Source organism: Syntrophotaleaceae bacterium (genome assembly GCA_041390365.1).
Classification (GTDB): Bacteria; Desulfobacterota; Desulfuromonadia; order Desulfuromonadales; family Syntrophotaleaceae; genus JAWKQB01.
Genome location: JAWKQB010000003.1, coordinates 754034 through 776294, shown reverse-complemented (window position 1 = coordinate 776294; position 22261 = coordinate 754034). Strand labels below are relative to the sequence as shown.

The window sequence follows — 22261 nt, the reverse complement described above, 5'->3', positions numbered from 1 at the left end:
CCTCACGCCTCACTGCCTTACAGCCATCCCCGCCGCCATTCTGACCGCCGCCACCAGGCTGGCACTATCGGCGCGGCCAGTGCCTGCCAGATCGTAGGCAGTGCCATGGTCCACGGAGGTGCGGATAATCGGCAGGCCCAGAGTCACATTGACCCCATCGCTGAAATGCAGCAGCTTGAGAGGAATCAGGCCCTGGTCATGGTACATACAGATCACCGCGTCGTAATCCCCCCTGGCGGCGAAATGAAACAGGGCATCGGCGCTGTGCGGACCGCTGGCAAGAATGCCCTCGCGGCGCGCCGTCTCGATGGCCGGTGCGATGATGCGGGTCTCTTCGTCGCCGAACCGCCCGCCTTCGCCGGCATGGGGATTGAGGGCCAGTACCGCCAGTCGAGGACGGGACAGGCCGAAGAACCGCCGCAGGGAGCTGTCGGTGATCCGGATGGTTTCCAGAATGTCCGGTGTATTCAGCGCTCCCGGCACATCCCTCAAGGCCAGATGGGTCGTCACCAGACAGACCCTGAGACGTTCCCCGGCCAGCATCATCACCACCTTGCCTGCCCCGCAGCGGCTGGCCAGCAGCTCGGTATGGCCCGGAGCCTCGCAACCGGCGGCGAGTATGGCCTGCTTGCTGATCGGCGCCGTCACCATGCCCGACGCCTCCTCCGCGAGGCAGCGATCGCAGGCCCACTCGATGTACTTCACCATGGCCGCGCCGCAGGCCGCGGTCGGGCGCCCCCAGGCCGGATTTTCGACTGATAGATCCGAAAGGGCCCGCAGAGCGAGAAATCGCTCCCCGGCGCGCATTTGATGTGTAGCCAGCCCCGCCTTGTTTTCTTCAACCCTGATTTCTGCCTTCAGCACTTCGGCTGCACGACTCAGCACAAAGGGGTCGCCGGCCACCAGCAGGGACCCGGCCCACGCATCCAGCTGTCCCGCCAGCCAGGCCTTGAGAATGATTTCGGGACCGACCCCGGCAGGATCGCCCATGGTCAGAATCAGGGATTTTTTCATGTCCGCCTCGCCAAATGCGCAGTATAACTCCAAATCCCGACAAGGCTCAATTGGAAAACAGCAGGGAGTGTAAACGGCAGGAGTTAGATTTTCATCCAAATCGAAATCGGGATCGGGATCGAAATCGGCCTTTGGCTTTTGACTTGGGTTCGGACACCAAAACCCAGCCAAAACGAAAAGGCTTACACCCGATTTCGATTTCGATAGCGATTTCGATTTGGAAAAACCTAATCCCTCACTCCTCACCCCTGAATAAAAAAACCCGCCGGGGGGCCGGCGGGCGGGAAACCGGCTGAAGCCGGTCATTACAGCTTGATTTCGATATGGGCTTCCTTTTTCAGGTTTTCGGCCCAGCCCTGCAGAGCCTCCTCCCGCTTGCGCTCGAGGATCATTTTGCTGAGCTGGTCCCGAACTTCCTCAAAATCGGGAACTCTGCCCGGATTTTTTTCCTCCACATAGAGGATATGGAAACCTGCAGGGGTCTCGATCACCTCGCTGACCTGCCTAACCTCCAGATTTCGCACTGCCCCGGCAAAGGGCTCGGTCAACTCTCCCTCGCCGAAAGTCCCCATGGCGCCGCCATCGCCGCCTTTGTCCCTGGTGAACTTTTCCAGCACATCCCCAAAGGGAGTCCCAAGGCGCAACTCCTGCCGGGCTTCCTGGCAAAGGCTGCGCAGGGCCGCGATCTGGTTGGCGTCGGCCCCGGACGGAAGGGGGAAACTGAGCCGGCTAAGCCGAATAAAAGGCGCTTCCCGGTATTCGTCGATGTTTTCCTGGAAATAATTCCGCAATTCCTGGTTGGTCACTTCGACTTCGCTGCGAATCTCGCGTCCCACAAGCTTGAAATTAAGCAGCTGCCTGGCCAGTTTGGCCCGGTACTCCGGGAAGGTCATTCCCTGGGCAGTGAGGGCGGCTTCGAGCTGCTCCCGGTCGATGCCGTTCTGCCGCTGGACATCGGCGATGGCTTTGTCGATCTCCTCTTCGGCAACCGCAATGCCTATCTTTTTGGCCCGCTGGTCGACCAGCAGGTCGTCAATCAGCCTGGAAAGCAGTTCCCGACGAAGTTCCTGGCGTTTTTCTTCAGTCAGGTCCTCCTGCGGGTTTTCGGCCAGCATCCGGTCCAGTTCGCGATCGAGCTGTCCGGTTGTGATGATTTCGTCATTGACAATAGCGGCGATGCGACTGACGACCTGAGCTTCGGCATACGGGACGGCCGTCAGCACGGCAATTATCGCCATCAGAACAATACGCTTCATGTTTGATTCCTTGTTTTTTCCAGAAATTCCCAAGACCCAGTGACGGTCTACAGTAATGACCAGTCGACCTCTATGGATGCCTGGCTGCGAAGAGCCTGCAACCAATCCTGATAGGCTTTTTCCTCCTTGGTCTCCCGCAGTCTGGCGATGATTTCGTCACGAACCTCGGCAAGCGACATGCGACGGGCGGGACGGCGCTCCTCGACCAGGAATATGTGGAATCCGTATTCGGAGTGGACCAGATCGCTGATCCGTCCCGGCGGCAGGGAGAAAACGACCTGATCGAATTCGACCGGCATTTCTCCACGACTGAAGAAACCGAGATCGCCGCCCTGCTCGGCATCGGGCGAACGGGAGAACTTCTGAGCGGCGTCGCCGAAATCCATTCCCTGATGCAGCAGGCCCAGCACCCGCTGCCCTTCGTCCTCGCTGCCAACGGCTATCTGCCGGGTCCGCACCTGCTCGGTGTGGTTAAACTCCTCCCGATGCTCCCGGTAATAGTCGGCTATCTCCTGTTCGGTGATCGTAATCCGGTCGTAGGCCAGGCGCCGGGCGGCCGCTTCGATACGCAGATTTTCCTCCAGCTGCCTGCGCCACTCTTCGATGGTCAGGTGCTGTTCCCTGAGCATCTGTTCGAAATCTCCGGCCGAGTATTCAGCCAGATTCTCCTCAACAACCGACTGCAGCTGTTCCACCGGAATCTGGATACCGGCCTGGTCCGCCTGTTCCAGGACGATTTCGCGGTCGATCTTCTGCGCCAGCAGCGATCGCTCCAGCTCCTTGCGTCGTTCCTTGGACATACCGTTTTCCGCTGACATAAGGCGGGATACTTCCCCCTGGAACTGATCGAGCGTGGTTATCCGCCCATTGACCCTGAGCAGGACCGAGGACTCCAGCTTATCGGGCTCCTGGCAGGCAGCAAGAAGCAGGGCGAACAGAACGAGAAGGATCAGATAGGGGTTTCTGCCGCGAGACATGGCGAGGGGGTTCCTTGATTGGACGTTGTTCATAATAACCAGCTCGTGCCTGAGCTTGAAAAGCCGGTAAAAAATTTTCCGCCGGTTGCATGGGAAGGGCAAAAGCCGGCGAAAAACAGTCGAAAATGGGCCGGACAACGGGTAGAAGCTATCACAGCTGAAGAAAACCATGCAATTCTTTTTTGGCCGTTTCCAAAACCCCTTCCCCGGCCAGACGACCGCTGCGGACCGTCAGACGATAGTCCGGGGTAAAACGGTAGCGCCCGTCCTGCGCCCGCATCAGCCCCAGAATCTGATCGGGCGTCACGGGGGTGTCGGCACGGAATCCGAAAATCAGGTTGTGACCGTCGTATTCGGCCAGTTCGATCCGCAGCCGCTTCATCAGAACCCGCAGTTTCATGACCTCGAGCAGCAGCATGGCCGGAGGAGGCAGCTCCCCGTAGCGGTCCCGCAATTCGTCGGCGGTTTCGTAAATCACCCGATCATCGACGGCAGCCGCCAGTTTCTTGTAAAAAACCAGGCGCTGATTGGGATCAGGCAGGTATTTTTCGGGCAGGAAAGCCGAGAGTCCGAGCCGGATTTCGGGATCGATTCGTTCTTCCTTGTGCTGTCCCTTGAGCTCGAGGATGGTCTCCTCCAGAAGCTCGGCATACATTTCGAATCCGATGGCGGCGATCTGCCCGGACTGCTTGGCGCCCAGCAGGTCCCCGGCACCCCGCAATTCCAGATCGTGGCTGGCGATACGGAAGCCCGCTCCCAGTTCGGTCAGTTCCTGCAGTACCCGCAGCCGCTCCCGGGCATCCCGGGTCAGGGTGCCTTCACCTGGAATCAGCAGATAGGCGTAGGCCCGCTGATGAGAGCGGCCGACCCGCCCGCGCAGCTGGTAGAGCTGGGCGAGGCCGAAACAGTCGGCCCGGTTGATGATGATCGTATTGGCCCGGGGGATGTCGAGACCGTTTTCGATGATGGTGCTGCAAACCAGCACGTTGCTGCGCCCCTCGATGAAATCCATCATCACGTCCTCGAGGGCCTTCTCTCCCATCTGACCGTGGCCTACGGCGATTTTTGCCTCAGGCACCAGGGTGCGCAGAAAGCCGGCCATCCCCTCGATCGACTGCACACGGTTGTGAACGAAAAAGACCTGTCCCCCCCGCTGCAGTTCCCGCAGAATCGCCTGACGGATCAGATCGTCATCGAACCGGGTCACATAGGTGCGGATCGCCTGGCGGTCCACCGGCGGGGTATCGATGACCGACAGATTGCGCAGGCCGAGCAGACTCATGTGCAGGGTGCGGGGGATGGGAGTCGCGGTGAGGGTCAGCATGTCGACCTCGGCCCGCAGCTTTTTCAGGCGTTCTTTGTGGGTCACCCCGAAACGCTGTTCCTCATCGACAATGACCAGCCCCAGGTCCTTGAAGCGCACGTCCCGCTGCAGCAGTCGATGAGTGCCGATGAGGATGTCGACCTTGCCCTCGGCGGTTTTCCTGAGGGTTTCCTTCTGCTCGGCGGCGGTGCGGAAGCGGGACATCATGTCAACGGTGACCGGATATCCCTGAAACCGTTCACTGAAGGTCTGCAGGTGCTGCCGGGCCAAAACCGTGGTCGGCACCAGCACAGCCACCTGCTTGCTGTCCAGCACCGCTTTGAAGGCTGCCCGGATGGCGACTTCGGTTTTGCCGTAGCCGACATCGCCGCAGACCAGACGATCCATCGGCCGTGCGGACTGCATGTCGGCCAGCGACTCGTTGATGGCCACCAGCTGATCGGGGGTTTCCTCATAGGGAAAAGCGGCCTCGAACTCCCGGAACAGGTTGTCGGGCGGAGAATAGGCGAAGGCCTCGCCCATCTCCCGCCGCGCATAAATGTTGAGCAGGTCCCGGGCCAGCTCCTCGACCACCATCCTGGCCCGAACCTTGGCCTTTTCCCAGGCGCCGCCCCCCATGCGGTCGAGACGCGGAGCGTGCCCCTCGCCGCCGACGTATTTCTGGACCTTTTCGATCCGCTCCACGGGCAGATAGAGCTTGTCCTCCCCGGCATATTCCAGATGCAGAAAGTCGCCCTCGGTCTCTCCCGCCCGTAAGTGCAGCAACCCCCTGTAGAGGCCGATCCCCTGGTCGGCGTGGACGATATAGTCCCCTTCCCGCAGTTCGGCCAGGGAAGAAAGCATGGCCCGGGCCCGGGCCTCCGAAACCCCCCGACGATGGGTCCGCCGTCCGAAGATCTCCTCCTCGCCAATCACCGCCAGGCGTTCGTCAGGCAGGCGGAAGCCGGCCGACAGTTCGCCCAGGGTCAGGGCAACCTGTCCGGGATTCAGATCCGAGGGACGCAATCCCGGTACCAGGGTCAGGGAGAGGCCATGCGGTTCGACCAGGTCGCGCAGGCGGTCGGCCTGCCCCTGCTGGTGACAGACCAGCAGGACGCGCCAGTCCTGCCGGCGCCAGTCCCGCAGGCGATTGGCCAGCTGCGCAGCCAGACTGCCCGCCGCGTCCTCCCCCCCCTCCCGAAGATCGCCGTTGCCATTCACCTGAAAGCGGAAATGAGGCCTTTCCTCGTCGATTCTGAAAACTTCAAGCGATGCAAAATCGGTGCGGGGCTGGCGGCTCAGTTCCTGCTCAATCGTTGCTGGATCGAGGAACAGATCGGCGGCAGCGACATGGATCTCCCCCTTGTCGGCCATCCGCCGCTCCCCTTCCCGAATTTCGGCCGAAAAACGGTCGATGGCCTCCTCGACAGCGGGGGGATCGAGCACGATCCAGTGCCCCTGTCCGGAATAATCGAAGAAACTGTCCAGACCGTCGTAATTCAAGGGCATGAGAAAAGAGTGTCCCGGAGACAGGATACCGTCCCGGGCCTCTTCGAGAACCGCCTCCCTCTGGGGCCGGGCGATGTCCAGGGCGTCACAGCGCTGTTTCAGACAGCGGGCGAAGGTGTCGAGACATTCACCCGCCAGAATCATCTCGCGGGCGGGCAGTAACTCGAGGGTTTTCAGGGGGGTGTCCGTAGAGCGCTGAGAGGCCGTATCGAAGGGACGTATCCGCTCGATCTGATCGCCGAAAAATTCGATGCGGACCGCCGCCGGCTGGTTGGGCGGATAGATGTCGAGGATGTCACCCCGGACGGAAAAGGTTCCCTGATCCTCCACCAGAGGTACGGCTTGATAGCCGAGCGACACCAGCTGCCGCAGAAGATCGTCCCGCGGGAATTCCCCGCCGGCGATCAGTCTTCGGCAAAGGCGGTCCAGCACGTTGCGCGGGATGACCCGCTGCATCAGACTGCGCACCGTCAGCACCACAGCTTTGGCCTTGCCGACCCTAAGGGCGGCAAGGGTCTTCAGACGATCGGCTTCGACGTCGGGATGGGGGGTCAGGGCCTGGTAGGGACCGACGTCCCAGTGGGGGAAAAAATGGATCTCTTCGGGACGACCGTGATAGAAAGCCAGGTCTGCTGCGAACTGCCGGCCCTGTTTCTGATCCGGGGCCAGGATCAGCAGAAGGTCCTCGCGCTGCGTCAGCAGGTTGGACAGCAAGAACGCGCCGCTCGAACCGATCAGACCGTACACCTCACTGTGATCCGCCGGGCGTCCGGAGACGAAGGAATGGACCGTGGCGTGCAGAATTTCGGTATCGTGCAGATTATGTTCCATGCATCGCAAAAGGCCGGGGCGAACAAACGCCCCGGCCGGAAGAGTTTCTGGAGAGTAGGGTCAATCGCGGGGAACGGCCAGCATCCGTTCGAGAGCGAGTCTGGCCCCCCGGGCAACCTCCTCCGGGACGGTCACCTGCGGGCTGAGGGTCTGCAGACATTTCAGAACGTCTTCAAGAGTAGCATATTTCATGCTCTGGCAGAACAGCAGGGAGTTCGGCATGATGAACTCCTTGTCCGGATTTTCCCTGCGCAGACGGAACAGGATGCCGACCTCGGTGCCGAGGATGAACTGTTTCGCCGGACTTTTGGCGACGTAGTCGATGATCCCGCTGGTGGAGGCGACGTGATCGGCCAGCTTGAGGATCTGCGGACGGCATTCGGGATGGGCCAGGAACAGAGCCTCGGGATACCGCTCCTTCGCCGCCAGCACGTCCTCTTCCGGCAGTTGGTCATGGTAGGGGCAGTAGCCTTCCCAGAAATGGCATTTCTTGTCGCTGTTGGCGGCGATGTAGCGCCCCAGGTTGCGGTCCGGCACCAGCAGAACCTCGTCGGCCTCGAGGGAATTGACCACCTTGACCGCGTTGGCGCTGGTACAGCAGATATCGCTTTCGGCCTTGACCGCGGCGCTCGAATTGACGTAGGTCACGACCGGCCGTCCGGGAAACCGGGATTTCATCTCCCGCAGCTTTTCCACGCTGACCATATCGGCCATGGGGCATCCGGCATCGGGCCGGGGCAGCAGCACGGTCTTTCCGGGGGCGAGAATGGCCGCGCTTTCGGCCATGAAATGGACCCCGCACAGAACGATGACCTTGCGCCCGGTGCGGGCGGCCTCGATCGCCATGGCCAGGGAATCCCCCGTGATATCGGCTATGTCCTGAATCTCGTCGCGCTGATAGAAATGGGCCATGATCAGAGCGTCGCGCTCCTCGGCCAGGCGGCGGATCTCTTTTTTGAGCTGTTCCGGATTCATCCTCAACCTTTCTCAGACAGGGTTCAGTCTCGACTGCCGAATCATAGAGTAAAAGTCCTTTTATGTCAAACCCTTATCGGCTCCGCCCGATCTTGACAGAAACTCCGATTGGGGCTATTGTCCTAGGACCCAATGCCGAATACAAAATTCTGTATCCGGTTTGTCGTTCATTCCCTTTCCAAGGATTCATTTCATGTTCAACATGGGTATGACCGAGCTGCTGGTGATCCTGGCCCTGGCCCTGATCGTCATCGGCCCGCGCAAACTGCCGGAACTGGCACGGTCCCTCGGCAAGGGACTGGCCGAGTTCAAACGGGCCACCCGCGACCTGCACGAAACCTTCGACCAGTCGTATCAGGACCGGGACGATCCCGCGGAAAAATTACCTCCCCGGCCAACGCCGGCAACCTCCCCCGACGACGAGATCGACGGCGCCCCCGGAGTCACCGGTGACAAAACCGATGGATGAGCTTCCGGTCACCTCCCATCTCGAAGAATTGAGGCGCCGGCTGATTATCTGCGTCTGCGCCTGGCTTGTCGCTTTTCTGGCCTGCTACGGCTTCGCCGAGCAGCTGTTCCAGTTCGTGGCGCAACCGGTCAGGGCCGTGCTCCCCGAGGGGAGCTCGCTGGTCTTCATCAACGCCACGGAACCCTTTTTCACCTATCTGAAGATCGCCGCCTTTGCCGGCCTGCTGCTGTCCCTGCCGGTCATCCTGTGGCAGGCCTGGGCCTTTGTCGCGCCGGGGCTCTACGGGCACGAAAAACGTCTCGCGCTGCCCTTCGTGCTCTCCAGCTGCGCCTGTTTCGCCACGGGCACCTGGTTCGGATTTCTCTACGTCTTTCCGCTGATCTTCCGCTTCCTGATCGGGTTCGGCACCGGCACCGGGGACATCGACGCGATGCTGTCGATGGCGGAATACCTGTCCCTGTCCAGCAAGCTGCTGCTCGCCTTCGGGGCGATCTTCGAGCTGCCGATCGTCATTTTCTTCCTGGCCCGCCTGGGGATCGTCGATCACCACTGGCTGGCCAAAAACCGCAAGTACGCCATTCTGGTCGCTTTCGTGGTCGGCGCCATCCTCACGCCCCCCGACGTCATCTCTCAGCTTGCCCTGGCCATACCCTTCATCGTGCTGTACGAGGTGGGCATCATCGTGGCCCGCCTGTTCGGAGCGCCGCCCGTCGATGCCGTGGATGGTTCTGAGCAGAGCACGGATTAAGGACCTTAAGCCAAAAACATATCGAACGCAGATAAAGGCGGATTCTCGCAGATAGAGTCAAACCATAAAGATACTATCCGCCTTTATCCGCAGTTATCTGCGTTCCCAATCAGGTTTTGGCTTTAGATTATATTCCTTGCCATGCGCAGCGTTGATCCTTGTCAATCCTGGCCCGGCGATTGATCTTTAGTCCTCGGGGGAGTATAGTTCCGGCCATGGAACCTGCACTGGAAATAATCGATCTCTGCAAAAGCTTCGGCGGAACGCCCGCGGTCGACAACCTCTCCCTGGCCATCCAGCCGGGTGAAATCTTCGGCCTGCTCGGGCCGAACGGCGCCGGCAAAAGCACCACCATCAACATGGTCAGCGGCGTCAGCCGCATCGACCGGGGAGAGGTGAAGATCTTCGGGCACGACAACCGCCGGGAATATCGCCTCACCCGGAGACTCACCGGTGTGATGCACCAGGAGATCGTCACCGATCATTTCTTCACTATCGACCGGGCGCTGAAAATCCATCCCGGCTACTATGGGGTGCCCCGGGACGAGGCCTGGCGCCGTCTGCTGATCGAGCGTCTGGGGCTTGGTCCACACCTGCAAAAACCGATGCACAAGCTCTCCGGCGGACTCAAACGCCGCTTCATGGTCGCCAAGGCCCTGATCCACAAGCCGAGCCTGCTGATCCTCGACGAACCGACGGCGGGCGTGGACGTGGAACTGCGGCGCACCCTCTGGCAGTTCGTCCGGGAAATCAACCGGGCCGGCACCACCGTCCTGCTGACCACCCACTACCTGGAAGAGGCCGAGCAGATGTGCGGCCGGATCGCGATCATGAATCACGGCCGGCTGATCGCCCTGGAAAAAACCGCCGATCTGCTGGCCCGACTGGAAAAACGGCAGATGATCATTCACCTCGAGCACCCCCTGGAGGAGCTGCCTGCCGCATTGGCTCCCTGGCAGGCCTGTCTGGAGGAAGGGGGCCTGCGGCTGAAACTGGCTTTTCCCGAACAGGCCGGCATGAAGGAGCTGCTGCAGATGCTCGGCAGGCTGGAACTCCCCATCCGCGATATGGAACTGCCCCGTCCCGGCCTGGAGGAGGTATTCATCGAGCTGACCGGCCTGCGCAGCGACGCCGGCAAGGAGGAAAGCCCATGATCGGCCGTTACCGCAGTCCCGACCGGTTTGTCGGCTGGCTCCCCTTCGCCACCCTGCTGCAGAAGGAGGTCCGGCGCTTCCTGCGGGTCTCCTTCCAGACCCTGCTGGCCCCCATCGTCACCGCCTCCCTCTATCTCTTCGTCTTCGGCGCCACCCTCGGCGAGAGGATTTCCGTCCTCGAAGGCTTCAGCTACGCCCAGTTCGTCATCCCGGGCCTGATCCTGATGGGGGTCATCAACAACAGTTTCGCCAACACCTCGTCCTCGCTGCTGATCTCCCGCTATCTGGGCAACATCGTCGACCTGCTGGTGACGCCGATCACCCCGGCCCAGTTCATCATGGCCTATACCCTCGCCGCCATGCTGCGCGGCCTGCTGGTCGGCGGGGCGGTACTGTTCATCTCCGTCTTCTTCTCGCCCCTGCCCTGGGTCAACCCCTGGGCCGCCTGCGCCATGGCCGCCCTGGCCAGCTTCCTGTTCGCCCAATTCGGCCTGATCGCCTCCATCTACGCCAACACCTTCGATTCCCTGTCGATGTTCAACAACTTCCTGATCCTGCCCCTGATCTACCTGGGTGGGGTCTTCTACCCCATCTCCATCCTGCCACCGGTCTGGGCCAACGTCTCCCGCTTCAACCCGATGCTCTATCTCATCGACGGCTTCCGCCACGCCATCCTCGGCGTCGGCGATATCCCTCTCACCGTCTCCTTCGCCATCAGCGGCGGCATGGCTGTCGTCCTCTTCTTCTGGGCCGCCCTTCTAATCGGCAACGGCTACAAAATGCGGACGTGAATTGCCGCGCAGAAGAGATAGAATATTTCTATAGAAGGTAGAAGGGGTCAAATCTGCCGTTGACCCACGACCGTGGCCTGCTTGGGCCTGGTTTCCCGAAAAATTAATCCAACCTTTCCCTTTCTTCCCTTATCTATATGAAGTACACTCTTTAAGTATTTACAAAGGCGGACAAAAAATGAAATCAGCGGACATGACTCGTGACATCGTCGTTATCGGCGGGTCCATGGGAGCCATCGAGGGTTTGAAATCCCTGCTGGCCGAATTGCCGCCCGATCTTCCCGCCGCCTTCTTTGCCGTCATTCATACCGCGGCTTCGAGTTCCGGCGACCTGGGGGCGGTCCTGAGTCGGCGAAGCCGGCTGCCGGTGCGGTCGGCTCGTACGGGAGACGTTTGGCAGCCGGGCACGCTGACGGTCGCCCCGCCCGATCACCATCTGCTGATCCGCAACGACACCGTGCTGCTGTCCCGCGGCCCCAGGGAGAACAGAACCCGTCCGGCCATCGACCCTCTGTTCCGGTCGGCGGCCGTGTGCTGCACCACGCGGGTGATCGGGGTAATCCTTTCCGGCTATCTGGACGACGGCGCCGCCGGCCTTGCGGCCATCAAGCGCTGCGGCGGTCTGACGGTGGTTCTGGAACCTTCGTCGACCCCCTATTCGGCAATGCCGCAAAGCGCCCTGCGGGCCGTGGACGCCGACCACTGTCTTCCCCTCGGAGGCATCGGCGAATTGCTGCCCCGACTAATCGGCCGGCCCGCTCCGCCGCCGCCGGAGGTTCCGGAGGAACTCAAACTCGAAAGCCGGATGATGGAGAGATCCATGGTTGGTTTCGGACGAAAGAAAGCCCCGGGCAAATCGACGGCCCTCAGCTGTCCCGAATGCGGCGGGCCGCTCTGGCAGATGGACGAAGAAGAAAAGATCGTGCGATTCCGCTGCACGGTCGGTCATGCCTACAGCGAGGAGAATTTGCTGGCGAGCCAAAGCGAAGCGGCCGAGCAGGCCTTGTGGGTCGCTCTGCGCACTCTTGACGAGCGGGCCCGCTTCCTGCGCGGGCTGGCCGAAAAGGCCCGGCTGCGGGACCAGTCTTGTGAGAACTGGGATGCCAAGGCCGCCGAAACCGAGCAGCATGTCGCGGCGATCCGCAAGGTTTTGCTGGGTAGCGACCCAACGTCTTTCGAAAGTTAACATTCAGGATGGACACAGAGATCTTGAAGCAACGGTTCCAGGAGTGAGTTCATGAAGGAAAAGGAAGAAAAACCCCAGTCCCCGGCGGAAGAGACCGAGGAGAAAAAGCCGAAAAAGGGCAAAAAGGCCGTGGAGGACAAGCAGGAAACATCCGAGGAGAGCTTTCCCGTCGTCGCCGTCGGCGCCTCGGCCGGGGGGCTGCACGCCCTGGAAGGATTCTTGCGCCACCTGCCCGAGTCACCGGGAATGGCTTTCATCATCCTGCAGCATCTCGACCCCCGGCGGGAGAGCATCATGGGGTCCCTTCTGCAGGAATACACCGATCTGCCGGTGGTGGAAATTAAGGAAAACCAGGAAGTCGAACCCGACCGGATCTACATCCGCCCGGCGAACCGATACCTCGAGGTCCGCGAGGGGAAACTGATATTAATCGAGATCGCCGGCCACCCGCTGCGGCTGATCGACAGGTTCTTCTTCAACATGGCCGAGGCCTTCGGAGAGAATTCCGTCTGCATCATCCTCTCCGGGGCCGGAAGCGACGGAGCCCAGGAACTGCGGGCGATCAATGCCGCCGGCGGCCTGGTAATGGCTCAGGAAGAGCAGCAGGCCCAATACGAAGGGATGCCTCACTCCGCCATAGAGACTGGCCTGGTGGACTTCATCCTGCCTGTGGAGGAGATGGGGCGCCAGCTGGTGGAGTTTCGCCTCCAATCGCGCAAGACCCGGCGGGAACTTATGCAGGCCCGGGCCGAAAATGCTCTGGAACAAGGGATCAATCAGATCCTCTACCTGGTGCAGAAAGCCACCGGCCACGATTTCTCCCGTTACAAGAAGAACACCCTGCGCCGCCGCATAGAGCGCCGCATGGCCCTGCACCGCTTCGAGCGCCTCGAAGACTACCTCAGCTTCCTGCGCCGCGACGGAGCCGAGGCCCAGGCCCTGTTCGTCGATCTGCTGATCAACGTCACCAGCTTTTTCCGCGATTTGGAGGCTTTCGCCACCTTGGAGAATGAACTGGAGGAGATGCTCAAGGAACATCCCGCCGACCGGCCGGTGCGGGTCTGGGTGCCGGGGTGTGCCACCGGCGAGGAGGCCTACTCCATCGCCATCGTGCTGCTGGAGCTGATGGACAGGATGGAGCGGCAGTTCCAGGTCAAGATCTTTGCCACCGATATCAACACCCAGAGCCTGCAGGTCGGGCGGGAGGGGGTCTACCCGGAGAGCATCGCCGGGGAGATGGATGAAACTCGCCTGCGCCGCTACTTCAGCCGCAGCTCCGGTTTGTACAAAATTTCCGGCCAACTGCGGGAAATGGTCATCTTCTCCCCCCACAACCTCGCCAGCGATCCCCCCTTCAGCAACCTCGATCTGGTGAGTTGCCGCAACCTGCTCATCTACATGGATCAGCAGCTGCAGAAAAAGGTTCTGCCCCTGCTGCACTACAGCCTCAGACAGGGGGGGCTTCTGTTTCTCGGCACCTCCGAGGACGTCGGCGAATTCCACGATCTGTTCAATGTCGTCCACCGAAAATGGAAGCTTTTTCGCGCCCGTCCCGCCAGTCCCGAACGGCACCACGAAGTCTTCACCATCCTCGGGCGCACCACCATCGCCTACCGCCCCGAAGAAAAACGGGAAGATTTTGTCCCGGGAAGGCCTGTTGAGGAAGAAAAGAAACAACGGGCTTCGGTGCGGGAACTGGTGGAAAAAGCGATCGTCGAGGAATACGCCCCTCCAGGGGGTCCTGGTCGACGGCGAAGGGCGCATCCTCTACTTCCACGGCGATACCGGCCGCTACCTGACCCCTCCCCGCGGGGAGGCGGTCTTCAACCTGGTGCGGATGGCCCGCAGCGAACTCGGCGGCGAACTGGAGACCCTGCTGGAGCAGGTCCGCAAGCGCAAAAACCGTGTCGCACGCAAGGGGGCGAGGGTCTTTCTCGACCACCGGCTGCTGCTCGTCGATCTGGCCGCCCGCCGGGTGCCCGGGGGTGCGGGAGAATTCTACCTGATCACCTTTCAGGAACAGGAGGCGGAGATCCTCCCCATCGGCGACGAGGAGTCCGACTCGAGGGTGGCCGCCCTGCAGCGCGAACTCTACTCCACCCGTCAGGATCTGCAGGCGACCATCGAGGAACTGGAGACCATCAACGAGGAGCTGCAGAGCACCAACGAGGAACTGCAGGCCAACAACGAGGAACTGCAGAGCACCAACGAGGAGATGGAGACCTCTCGGGAGGAACTGCAGAGCACCAACGAGAAGCTGGAGACGGTCAACTCCGAGCTGCAGCGCAAGAACGAGGAGATGGCCCGGGCCAACGACGACATCCACAACCTGTTCGCCGCTTCCGACATCTGCACCGTCATCCTCGACAGCCGGCTGCGTCTGCAGCGCTTCACCCCCGCCGCCACCCGCCTGTTCCGTTTCATGGAACGGGACTTGGGGCGCCCCATTACCGACATCTCTTCGGTCCTGAATTACGATGAGCTGACCCGGGATCTGGACGGGGTGCTCAAGACCCTGGAGCGGTGCAAACGGGAGGTGAGGTCGAAGGAGGGGCAGTGGTTCGAGGTGCGCATCCAGCCCTATCGCACGGCCAAAAACGTCATCGCCGGGGTGGTTATGAGCCTGGCCGAAATCACCCACAGCAAGGAGATGGAAGCCGAGGCCCAGGAAAGAAAAATTCTCGTCGAAAGCATCCTGGAGACCATGCGGGAACCGCTGCTGGTGCTGGAGGAGGACCTGACGGTGCGCGAAGCCAACCAGGCCTTCTACGATTTCTTCCAGGTTAAGAAAAAATCCACCGAAAAGATCAAGGTCTACGATCTCGGCGGCCGGCAGTGGGATATTCCGTCGCTGCGCAGCCTGCTGGAGGATGTGGTGCCGAAAAACACAGAAATTCGCGACTATAGGGTGGAGGCAGAATTTCCGGGCCTTGGCGTAAAAACCATGCTGGTCAATGCCCGCCGTATCGATCGGGGTGAAGAGAAGCGCAAGCTGATTCTCCTCTCCTTTGGCCAGACCCTGCAATCGACGGAGTGAAAGGCGTTATGAATAACCATGACGAGGGAACCAACCGCCGCCGGCGCATGCGCGAACTGGCCCGGCAGACGATTCGGACCCGGGAACCGGATCCCGCCGAACTGGCCGGCCTTTCTCCCCAGGGTTTGAAGGAACTGTTCCACGAATTCGGCGTCTACCAGGTGGAACTGGAAACCCAGAACGAAGAGCTGCGGGAGACCCGGGAGCGGCTGCGGGACACCGGCGACCGCTACCAGGCGCTGTACGATTTCGCTCCCATCGGCTATCTCACCCTCGACGGCGAGGGCTTCATCCGCCAAAGCAACCTGGCCGCCGCCCGTCTTTTCGGCATGCCCCGCTTGGAATTGATCGGCCGCCCGCTGCAGCGGCTGATCGAAAGTTCCGGTTCCGCCCGGCTGGCCGAGTTGCTGGAGAAGCGAATTCCCGGCACAGTGGAAGCCGGCGCCGCCGACCGCAAAACGCAACTGCGCTTCGACCTCGCGGTTGAACGGCAGCAGGCCAACGAGGGATTCTGGGTGACGATCATCGACATCACCGAGACCCGGCGGGCGGAAGAGGAAAGGAACCGCAGCCAGCGGCGTTTCCGCATTCTGGCCGAGGCGGCCCCTCTGGGGATTTTCGAAGCGGACCACGCTGGCCGTTTCTCCTTTGTGAACCGACAGTGGGAGAAGATCACCGGTCTTTCGGCGAAAAACTGTCTCCATTTCGGGTGGAGCTCCGCCATTCACCTCGAAGACCGCCGCCGGGTTATGCTCGAGTGGAGCGACAGGATCGGGGAAGGACCCTGGGCCCAGGAATTTCGCCTGAACCGCGGCAACGGGTCCGAAGCCTGGGCCAGAATGCTTTCGGCCCCCTCAGGAATGGAGGGGGAGCGTCCCACGGGGTATGTCGGAACCCTGGAGGACATCACCGCCCTGCGCCAGGCCGAAGAGGAGATGCTTCGTTCTAAAAGGGAGGCCGAGTCCGCCAACCGGGCCAAGAGCGAGTTTCTGGCCAACATGAGCCATGAGATCCGCACTCCGATGACGGTCTTCATGGCTGCCGTCGATCACCTGCTGGAGATCGACGGCGATGCCGAGCGCCGCAACCTGCTGGTCATGGCCGAGCAGTCCGCCCAGCGTCTTCAGGGGCTGATCGACGATTTGCTCGATTTCTCCCGCATCGAGGCCGGCAAAGTCGAGATCGAAAGGAAAACATTCGACCTGCGTTCCTGTGTCGCTTCGGCCGTGGACCTGTTCGCCCTCGCCGCCAGCAAGAAAAACCTCCGTCTCACAGTGGATGTGGACCCGGACACACCTGCCATGGTGGTCGGGGATCCCAACCGCCTCGGCCAGGTTCTGATCAATCTTATCGGCAATGCAGTCAAATTCACCGACGAGGGAGAAATAGCCGTCACCGTCCGGCCGCGGGGCCCCGTCCAGGAATTCCAGGTGGCCGATACCGGCATCGGCATCCCCGAGGAAAAGCGCCACCTGATGTTCCAGAGCTTCACCCAGGCCGACTCCTCTTTTGCCCGGCGTTACGGCGGGAGCGGTCTTGGCCTGGCGATCAGCAAAGGGTTGGTCGAACTCATGGGAGGGGAAATTTCATTTCGGAGCCGTAAGACGAAAGGAACCATCTTCACCTTCACCTTGCCCATGCAAACAACCGAGGAGTCATCAACAACCCCCGAAAGCTCCGAAAAGGATCAGAAAAGCAGGTCTCCGAAAGCCCGCATCCTGCTCGCGGATGATGACGCCATGATTCGGGAGATGCTCCAGTTGTTGCTGGAGCAAAAAGGTTGGCAGGTGGATATTGCCGAAACCGGAAAAGCAGCGCTCGAAAAATGGCAAAGCGGCCTCTTCGAGCTCATTTTCATGGACCTGCAGATGCCGGAAATGAATGGTCTGGAGGCCACCCGAATCATCCGGGAGCAGGAATCGGAAAAAAGCAGGCGAACCTGCGTGATCGGCCTGACGGCCCATGCGCGGCGAGAAATCCGCGAAGAATGCCTGCGGGCGGGGATGGATGGCGTGCTGACCAAACCGGTCAGAATGGGCGAACTATTCAAGGCCATCCAGACCTGCCTTTTCGAATAATCTCCTTCCCGTCTTTCGGCGAATCGAGACAGGGCAGACAGAGCCAATCGATGCTGCCGTCGATGCCATCAAGTGCCGCCGTTCGTATTTGCTGATGTTTTTTAGCGGTGTTTCTCTTCCATTTCAGGCCTGGTGTCCGCGGACACTTGCTCATTCTCTGCGCCAGGCGTGATAGCGCTCCAGCCATCCCAGCAACCGTTCCGGCACATGCTGTTTTTTCCAGGCTCCTGCCGCCATTTTGTTGGCTTCAGCCAGAGTGGGGTAGGCATGGATGGTTGCCAGGATCTTGTTCAGGCCGATACCATGCTTCATGGCCAGGACGAACTCGGCCAGCAGGTCCCCGGCATGGGCCCCGACGATGGTCACTCCGAGAATCTTGTCCTTTCCGGGCGGGGTCAGCACCTTGACCCAGCCTTCCTCTTCCCCTTCGGCAATAGCCCGATCGAGTTCCTCCAATTCGAAGCGTGCGATGTCGACATCGACCTTCTTCTCCCGGGCCTCGGCTTCGCTCAACCCCACCCGGGCCACCTCCGGATCGGTGAAGGTGCACCATGGAATGACGCTGTAATCGGCCCGAAATTTTTTGAACTGGCCGAACAGAGCGTTGACCGCCGCATACCAGGCCTCGTGGCTTGCGGTATGCGTAAATTGGTAGGGGGCGATCACATCCCCGGCGCAAAAGATATTGGGGATATTGGTGCGCAAAAAAGGGTCGGTCTCGACTGTGCCGCGCTTCTCCAGATGCACGCCCAGCTCCTCCAGGCCGAAACCTTTGGTATTCGCTTTCCGCCCCACGGCCACCAGAATGGCATCGAAGGCGATCTCTACCTGGCGGCCATCACTTTCACAGATCAGCACCTTCTGATCGCCTTCGAGCTTGATCCTCTTCGCCATATGTCCGGTCAGCACCCTCACCCCCTCGGCTTCGAAACGCTTGCGGATAAATTCGGAGACGTCTTCATCCTCCTTGCTCAAAATGCGAGGGCCCATTTCGACCTGGGTGACCGATGCGCCGAAGCGGGCAAAGGCCTGAGTCAACTCGCTCCCGATCGGACCGCCGCCGAGGACGACCAGCCTTTTGGGCAGCGTACGCAACTGCCAGAGGTTCTCCGAAGTCAGGTACTCAACCTGATCGAGCCCCTCGATGGGAGGGACCAGGGGGCTGGCGCCGGTGGCGACGACGATGGCACGGGTGGTGATCGCTTGCCCATTCAATTCGACGGTCCAGGGAGAGGTAATCTTCGCATCTCCCTTCAGGCATTCCACCCCCAGAGACGTGTAGCGCTCCACCGAGTCGTGGGGCGCGACCTTGCCGATCACGCGATGCACCCGGTCCATCACCCTGGCAAAATCGAAATCGGGTTCGGTCCTGCACAAGCCGAATTCCTCGGCCCGGCGGCCGTAAGCGAGCATCTTGGCGGATCGGATCAGCGCCTTGCTCGGTACACAGCCGGTGTTCAGGCAGTCACCCCCCATCTTGTGCTTTTCGATCAGCGCCACCCTGGCTTTCACTGCCGCCGCAATATAGGAGGCGACCAAACCGGCCGACCCTGCACCGATAACCACCAGGTTGTAGTCGAACCTGCTCGGCTTTTTGTAGGCTTTTAGCACGCGACGGGAGTTGTAAAAGTTCAATCCCTTCTTGGTGATCAGGGGAAAAAGCCCCAAAAGGGCGAAGGAGAGAATCAGATCGAGAGAAAGGATGCCCGAAAGGCTCTGGATTTCCCCGAGCTGGGTGCCGGCATTGACGTAAACCGCCGTACCCGGCAGCATTCCGACCTGGCTGACCCAGTAGAAGGTGAGAGTCGACATCGGCGTCATGCCCATGGCCAGATTGATGACGAAGAAGGGGAAAATCGGCACCAGGCGCAGGGTGAAGAGATAAAATGCCCCTTCCCTTTTCACCCCGGCGTTGATGGCCTGAAGACGCTTGCTGAAGCGCGCCTGCACCCAGTCGCGCAGCAGGAATCGGCTGACCAGGAAAGCCAGGGTGGCGCCGATACTGCTGGCGAAGGAGACGACGACGAGAGCGGGCAGAAAGCCGAACAGAGCTCCACCCGCCAGGGTCAGGACGGCCGCTCCGGGCAGGGAGAGGGCCGTGACCAGAACATAGAGGAGAAAGTAGGTGGAAAGGGCGATTGCTCTGTGAGCAGAGAAGAAGACCTGGAGGGTTTCCTGCCGGCTCTTCAGATATTCGAGGGTCAGAAAGCGATCGAAGTCCAGGGCGAAAAACAGACCGACCAAAATCAGTATCATCACAAGAAAAGAGATTTTCGTACTCAGCCTTTCCACGCTGCAGACTCCTTTTGAATGGGTGCGAAAGCTCATCAGATCGCTCCTTCATGCGGAAGAGCTAATTCTCAGCTCCAGAGTGGTTCTCAGGACATCCAGGCAGCGCGCCATCGGCTTCTCATCCTTGATCAGACGGGCTTGCATGATCCCTCCCTCGACGGCTGCCACGACGAATTCAGCCAACTCACGGGCCGGCAGGTCGCTCCGGACCTGACCCGTCTCCTGGGCCGATTCCACGACCTTCTGGATTCTGGAAATCCAGTCGGCAAAAATTCCGGCCACCAGCGCGGCAGCCTCGGGATCCGTGTCGCTGGCCTCAAGAGCGGTGTTGCCGAACAGGCAGCCGCCTATGAAACGGTTTTGACGGTGAAGTTCGAGAGCTTCGCGAAAGAAATGGTCGAGGCAGCCACCGGGGCTGTCACCGGAGAGGGTCCTGTCCAGAAAAGCCATGAATTGAAGGCCCGCCTGCCGCAACACTTCCAGACAGATATCCTGCTTGTTCGGAAAGTGAAAGTACAGGCTTCCCTTGCGCAATCCGGTGGCAGCCATCAGGTCATGAACTGTTGTGGCGGTGAGACCCTTGCAGAGAATGAGCCGGGAGGCCTCTGCGAGGATTCTTTCCCGCGTTCTGTCGCCTTTTGTCGCCACACCGCACCCCTTTTTGTTAAAAACCGACCGGCTGGTCAATTTTAAGGGATAGCTCTGCCTTGTCAAGCAGCCGGTCTCGTTGATTGAGCCGATGAGCAGACAGGAGGCTGCAACCTCTGCATCCATCGCTGCGGCGGCGGTTCGGAGCAGCCACAAGATCAGAACGGATCAACAGAATACAATTATCTTCGAAAAAGACTTGCACGCCGAGCGTCAATGTATTAATTCTTCCCTGCCGAGTTGCGCCTTCGTCAACCCGAACCTTTGAGAGCCGGAAAATGATCGAACCTTTCAAGATGGGCTACACAGTTCTGGGCGGATTGGGGATTTTCATCCTCGGGATGAAATTCCTGTCGGAAAGCCTGCAGATGCTTTCGGGAGGGCTGATCCGAAAAGCCATCTCTTCCGTCACCACCAACCGTATCCTGGCCGTGCTGGTCGGCCTGAGCGTCACCGCCTTTGTCCAATCCTCGTCGATCACCACAGTCATGGTCGTCGGCCTGGCCAATGCGGGCCTGATGCAGCTGAGCCAGGCGATCGGCGTCATTTTGGGTGCCAATATCGGCACCACCATCACCGGCTGGATTCTTGCGGTCAAGATCGGCAAGTACGGCCTGCTGCTGGTCGGCCTCGGCATCTTCCCGATGCTTTTCGTTAAAAACGAACGGGTTTCAGGCATCGCCAAGGTTCTCGTCGCCCTGGGAATGATCTTTTTCGGCCTGGAGATCATGAGCGACGCGTTCAAGCCGCTGCGCGACGCGGAAGGCTTCAGGAACCTGATGCTCCTTCTCGACGCCCGGACGCTGCCGAGTCTGCTCGGCTGCGTGGCCATCGGCTGTTTGATGACTATGGTCATCCAGAGCAGCTCGGCGATGCTCGGCATCACCATCGCCCTCGCTTCCACGGGGGCCATACCGATGCAGACCGCCGTCGCCCTGGTGCTGGGGGAGAATATCGGCACCACCATCACCGCCCAGCTCGCCGCCCTCGGCAGCACCGTTACCGCCCGGCGCGCGGCCATGGCCCACAGCATGTTCAACGTCCTGGGGGTCCTCATCATCATCTCGGTCTTTACCCCCTTCGTCCACATGGTCGAGGCCATGGTTCCCGGCGCGGCCGATTATGTAAACAGTTCCGGGGCCCGCCCCTACGTTGCCGCCCATATCGCCTTCGGTCACTCCTTTTTCAACATTGCGGCGACCCTGGTCATGCTGCCTTTTCTCCAGTATCTGGAAAAGGTGGTGGTCAGGATCGTGCCGGAAAACCTGAAGGGAGGAAAAGGGGCTTTCAAATACTTCGGCCCGCCCGGCAGCATGCCGGTCGCAATGGGTATTTCCATGGTCCATGAGGAACTCAAACGGATGCAGGGGGATGTCCACGAAGCCCTGACCCTTGTGGGCAACCTGATGCAGCGGGACATCAAAGGGCGGGAACGGTACTATCAGAAGATCAAAGCAATCGAAGATGAGACGGATATCATGCAGAAGGAGATCACCACCTTTACCGTCTCCCTGATGCAGGCCGGTCCTTCGGGGATGGACCAGTCGGATCGGGCCTATGCCTACATTCGCGCCGCCGACGAGCTCGAATCGATCGCCGACTATGCCCTGTCGATTACCAAATACATGAAGCGGCTGGAAAATAACGAACTCGATTTCAGTGAAGACGCATGGAATGATCTGGATAGATTCCACGCCAGAGTTCTTGCTTTTTTCACCCTGGTGGGAAAAACTCTCGAGAGCGAAGACAGCGACAGTACAAATGTCGTGCGGGAAGAGGCGGGCCGGCTCAACGAGTTGGCGGATACAATTCGCGACGCTCATCTCAGCCGGATAAAAGCGGGTTCCTGCGGCGCCCTGTCGGCTCTTATCTTCAGCGACATGGCCATCGCCCTGCGCCGGATCAAGAACCATTCCGTCAACCTGCAGGAGGCTCTGGCCGGCGAGGCCCGTTGAAAAAAGTTAGGCAGAAGCGACAAGGGGAACCGGTACCC

At 60.4% G+C, this 22261-nt stretch carries 16 protein-coding genes; 8 read left to right on the top strand and 8 right to left on the bottom strand.

What is annotated here, in order from left to right; translation table 11 throughout:
* Positions 1-9 precede the first annotated feature (9 nt).
* The 5 genes from pdxA to nadA form a co-directional block, all read right to left on the bottom strand.
* Positions 10-1014: a 4-hydroxythreonine-4-phosphate dehydrogenase PdxA gene (gene pdxA / locus R2940_15825; GenBank protein ID MEZ4601259.1), complete on the bottom strand. Its 1005-nt coding sequence runs from the start codon at positions 1012-1014 to the stop codon at positions 10-12.
* A gap of 305 nt (positions 1015-1319) precedes the next feature.
* Entirely contained in the window at positions 1320-2303 is a 984-nt protein-coding gene (locus tag R2940_15820; protein ID MEZ4601258.1) for a SurA N-terminal domain-containing protein, read from the bottom strand.
* Positions 2304-2317: 14 nt separating this feature from the next.
* Positions 2318-3247, bottom strand: coding sequence for a peptidyl-prolyl cis-trans isomerase (locus R2940_15815; protein MEZ4601257.1), 930 nt, complete (start codon positions 3245-3247; stop codon positions 2318-2320).
* A gap of 151 nt (positions 3248-3398) precedes the next feature.
* On the bottom strand, positions 3399-6890 hold the full coding sequence (gene mfd / locus R2940_15810; protein MEZ4601256.1) for a transcription-repair coupling factor: 3492 nt from the start codon (positions 6888-6890) through the stop codon (positions 3399-3401).
* Positions 6891-6950: 60 nt separating this feature from the next.
* Complete coding sequence (gene nadA, locus R2940_15805) at positions 6951-7865, bottom strand: quinolinate synthase NadA (GenBank protein ID MEZ4601255.1); 915 nt, start codon at positions 7863-7865, stop codon at positions 6951-6953.
* 193 nt (positions 7866-8058) lie between these two features.
* Between nadA and R2940_15800 the strand changes: the two genes are divergently transcribed.
* The 5 genes from R2940_15800 to R2940_15780 all read left to right on the top strand — a co-directional run bounded on the left by R2940_15800 (position 8059) and on the right by R2940_15780 (position 12213).
* Positions 8059-8334, top strand: a complete 276-nt coding sequence (locus R2940_15800; GenBank protein ID MEZ4601254.1) for a twin-arginine translocase TatA/TatE family subunit — start codon at positions 8059-8061, stop codon at positions 8332-8334.
* Positions 8315-9082 carry a twin-arginine translocase subunit TatC gene (tatC, locus tag R2940_15795; GenBank protein ID MEZ4601253.1) on the top strand — a complete coding sequence of 256 codons (768 nt, stop codon included), beginning with the start codon at positions 8315-8317 and terminating at the stop codon, positions 9080-9082. The genes R2940_15800 and tatC overlap by 20 nt, the downstream gene beginning before the upstream one ends.
* Before the next feature lie 215 nt (positions 9083-9297).
* The gene (locus R2940_15790; protein MEZ4601252.1) at positions 9298-10236 is read left to right on the top strand and encodes an ABC transporter ATP-binding protein; all 939 of its coding nucleotides are present in this window, start codon (positions 9298-9300) and stop codon (positions 10234-10236) included.
* Positions 10233-11027 carry an ABC transporter permease gene (locus R2940_15785; GenBank protein MEZ4601251.1) on the top strand — a complete coding sequence of 265 codons (795 nt, stop codon included), beginning with the start codon at positions 10233-10235 and terminating at the stop codon, positions 11025-11027. The genes R2940_15790 and R2940_15785 overlap by 4 nt, the downstream gene beginning before the upstream one ends.
* Positions 11028-11205: 178 nt before the next feature.
* Positions 11206-12213 carry a chemotaxis protein CheB gene (locus tag R2940_15780; GenBank protein MEZ4601250.1) on the top strand — a complete coding sequence of 336 codons (1008 nt, stop codon included), beginning with the start codon at positions 11206-11208 and terminating at the stop codon, positions 12211-12213.
* Positions 12214-12639: 426 nt separating this feature from the next.
* Here R2940_15780 and R2940_15775 read toward each other — a convergent pair whose 3' ends face one another.
* Positions 12640-13890, bottom strand: coding sequence for a hypothetical protein (locus R2940_15775; protein MEZ4601249.1), 1251 nt, complete (start codon positions 13888-13890; stop codon positions 12640-12642).
* On the opposite strand from R2940_15775, the gene R2940_15770 reads away from it, so the two are divergent.
* Positions 13871-15250, top strand: a complete 1380-nt coding sequence (locus R2940_15770; protein MEZ4601248.1) for a PAS domain-containing protein — start codon at positions 13871-13873, stop codon at positions 15248-15250. The two genes, R2940_15775 and R2940_15770, sit on opposite strands and share 20 nt — an antisense overlap.
* 8 nt (positions 15251-15258) lie before the next feature.
* Positions 15259-17328: an ATP-binding protein gene (locus R2940_15765; GenBank protein MEZ4601247.1), complete on the top strand. Its 2070-nt coding sequence runs from the start codon at positions 15259-15261 to the stop codon at positions 17326-17328.
* A gap of 150 nt (positions 17329-17478) precedes the next feature.
* Here R2940_15765 and lpdA read toward each other — a convergent pair whose 3' ends face one another.
* Positions 17479-19656 (bottom strand): dihydrolipoyl dehydrogenase, encoded by a 2178-nt coding sequence (gene lpdA, locus R2940_15760; GenBank protein MEZ4601246.1) that lies wholly within the window; start codon positions 19654-19656, stop codon positions 17479-17481.
* Positions 19657-19668: 12 nt separating this feature from the next.
* On the bottom strand, positions 19669-20268 hold the full coding sequence (locus tag R2940_15755) for a TetR family transcriptional regulator C-terminal domain-containing protein (protein ID MEZ4601245.1): 600 nt from the start codon (positions 20266-20268) through the stop codon (positions 19669-19671).
* Positions 20269-20546: 278 nt separating this feature from the next.
* Between R2940_15755 and R2940_15750 the strand changes: the two genes are divergently transcribed.
* Positions 20547-22223 carry a Na/Pi cotransporter family protein gene (locus tag R2940_15750; protein ID MEZ4601244.1) on the top strand — a complete coding sequence of 559 codons (1677 nt, stop codon included), beginning with the start codon at positions 20547-20549 and terminating at the stop codon, positions 22221-22223.
* Positions 22224-22261 lie beyond the last annotated feature (38 nt).

Coding starts and splice junctions, on each gene's coding strand:
- pdxA (MEZ4601259.1), bottom strand. CDS start 1,014: ATGAAAAAATCCCTGATTCTGACCATGGGCGATCCTGCCGGGGTCGGT.
- R2940_15815 (MEZ4601257.1), bottom strand. CDS start 3,247: ATGTCTCGCGGCAGAAACCCCTATCTGATCCTTCTCGTTCTGTTCGCC.
- mfd (MEZ4601256.1), bottom strand. CDS start 6,890: ATGGAACATAATCTGCACGATACCGAAATTCTGCACGCCACGGTCCAT.
- nadA (MEZ4601255.1), bottom strand. CDS start 7,865: ATGAATCCGGAACAGCTCAAAAAAGAGATCCGCCGCCTGGCCGAGGAG.
- R2940_15800 (MEZ4601254.1), top strand. CDS start 8,059: ATGTTCAACATGGGTATGACCGAGCTGCTGGTGATCCTGGCCCTGGCC.
- R2940_15790 (MEZ4601252.1), top strand. CDS start 9,298: ATGGAACCTGCACTGGAAATAATCGATCTCTGCAAAAGCTTCGGCGGA.
- R2940_15785 (MEZ4601251.1), top strand. CDS start 10,233: ATGATCGGCCGTTACCGCAGTCCCGACCGGTTTGTCGGCTGGCTCCCC.
- R2940_15780 (MEZ4601250.1), top strand. CDS start 11,206: ATGAAATCAGCGGACATGACTCGTGACATCGTCGTTATCGGCGGGTCC.
- R2940_15765 (MEZ4601247.1), top strand. CDS start 15,259: ATGAATAACCATGACGAGGGAACCAACCGCCGCCGGCGCATGCGCGAA.
- lpdA (MEZ4601246.1), bottom strand. CDS start 19,656: ATGAGCTTTCGCACCCATTCAAAAGGAGTCTGCAGCGTGGAAAGGCTG.
- R2940_15750 (MEZ4601244.1), top strand. CDS start 20,547: ATGATCGAACCTTTCAAGATGGGCTACACAGTTCTGGGCGGATTGGGG.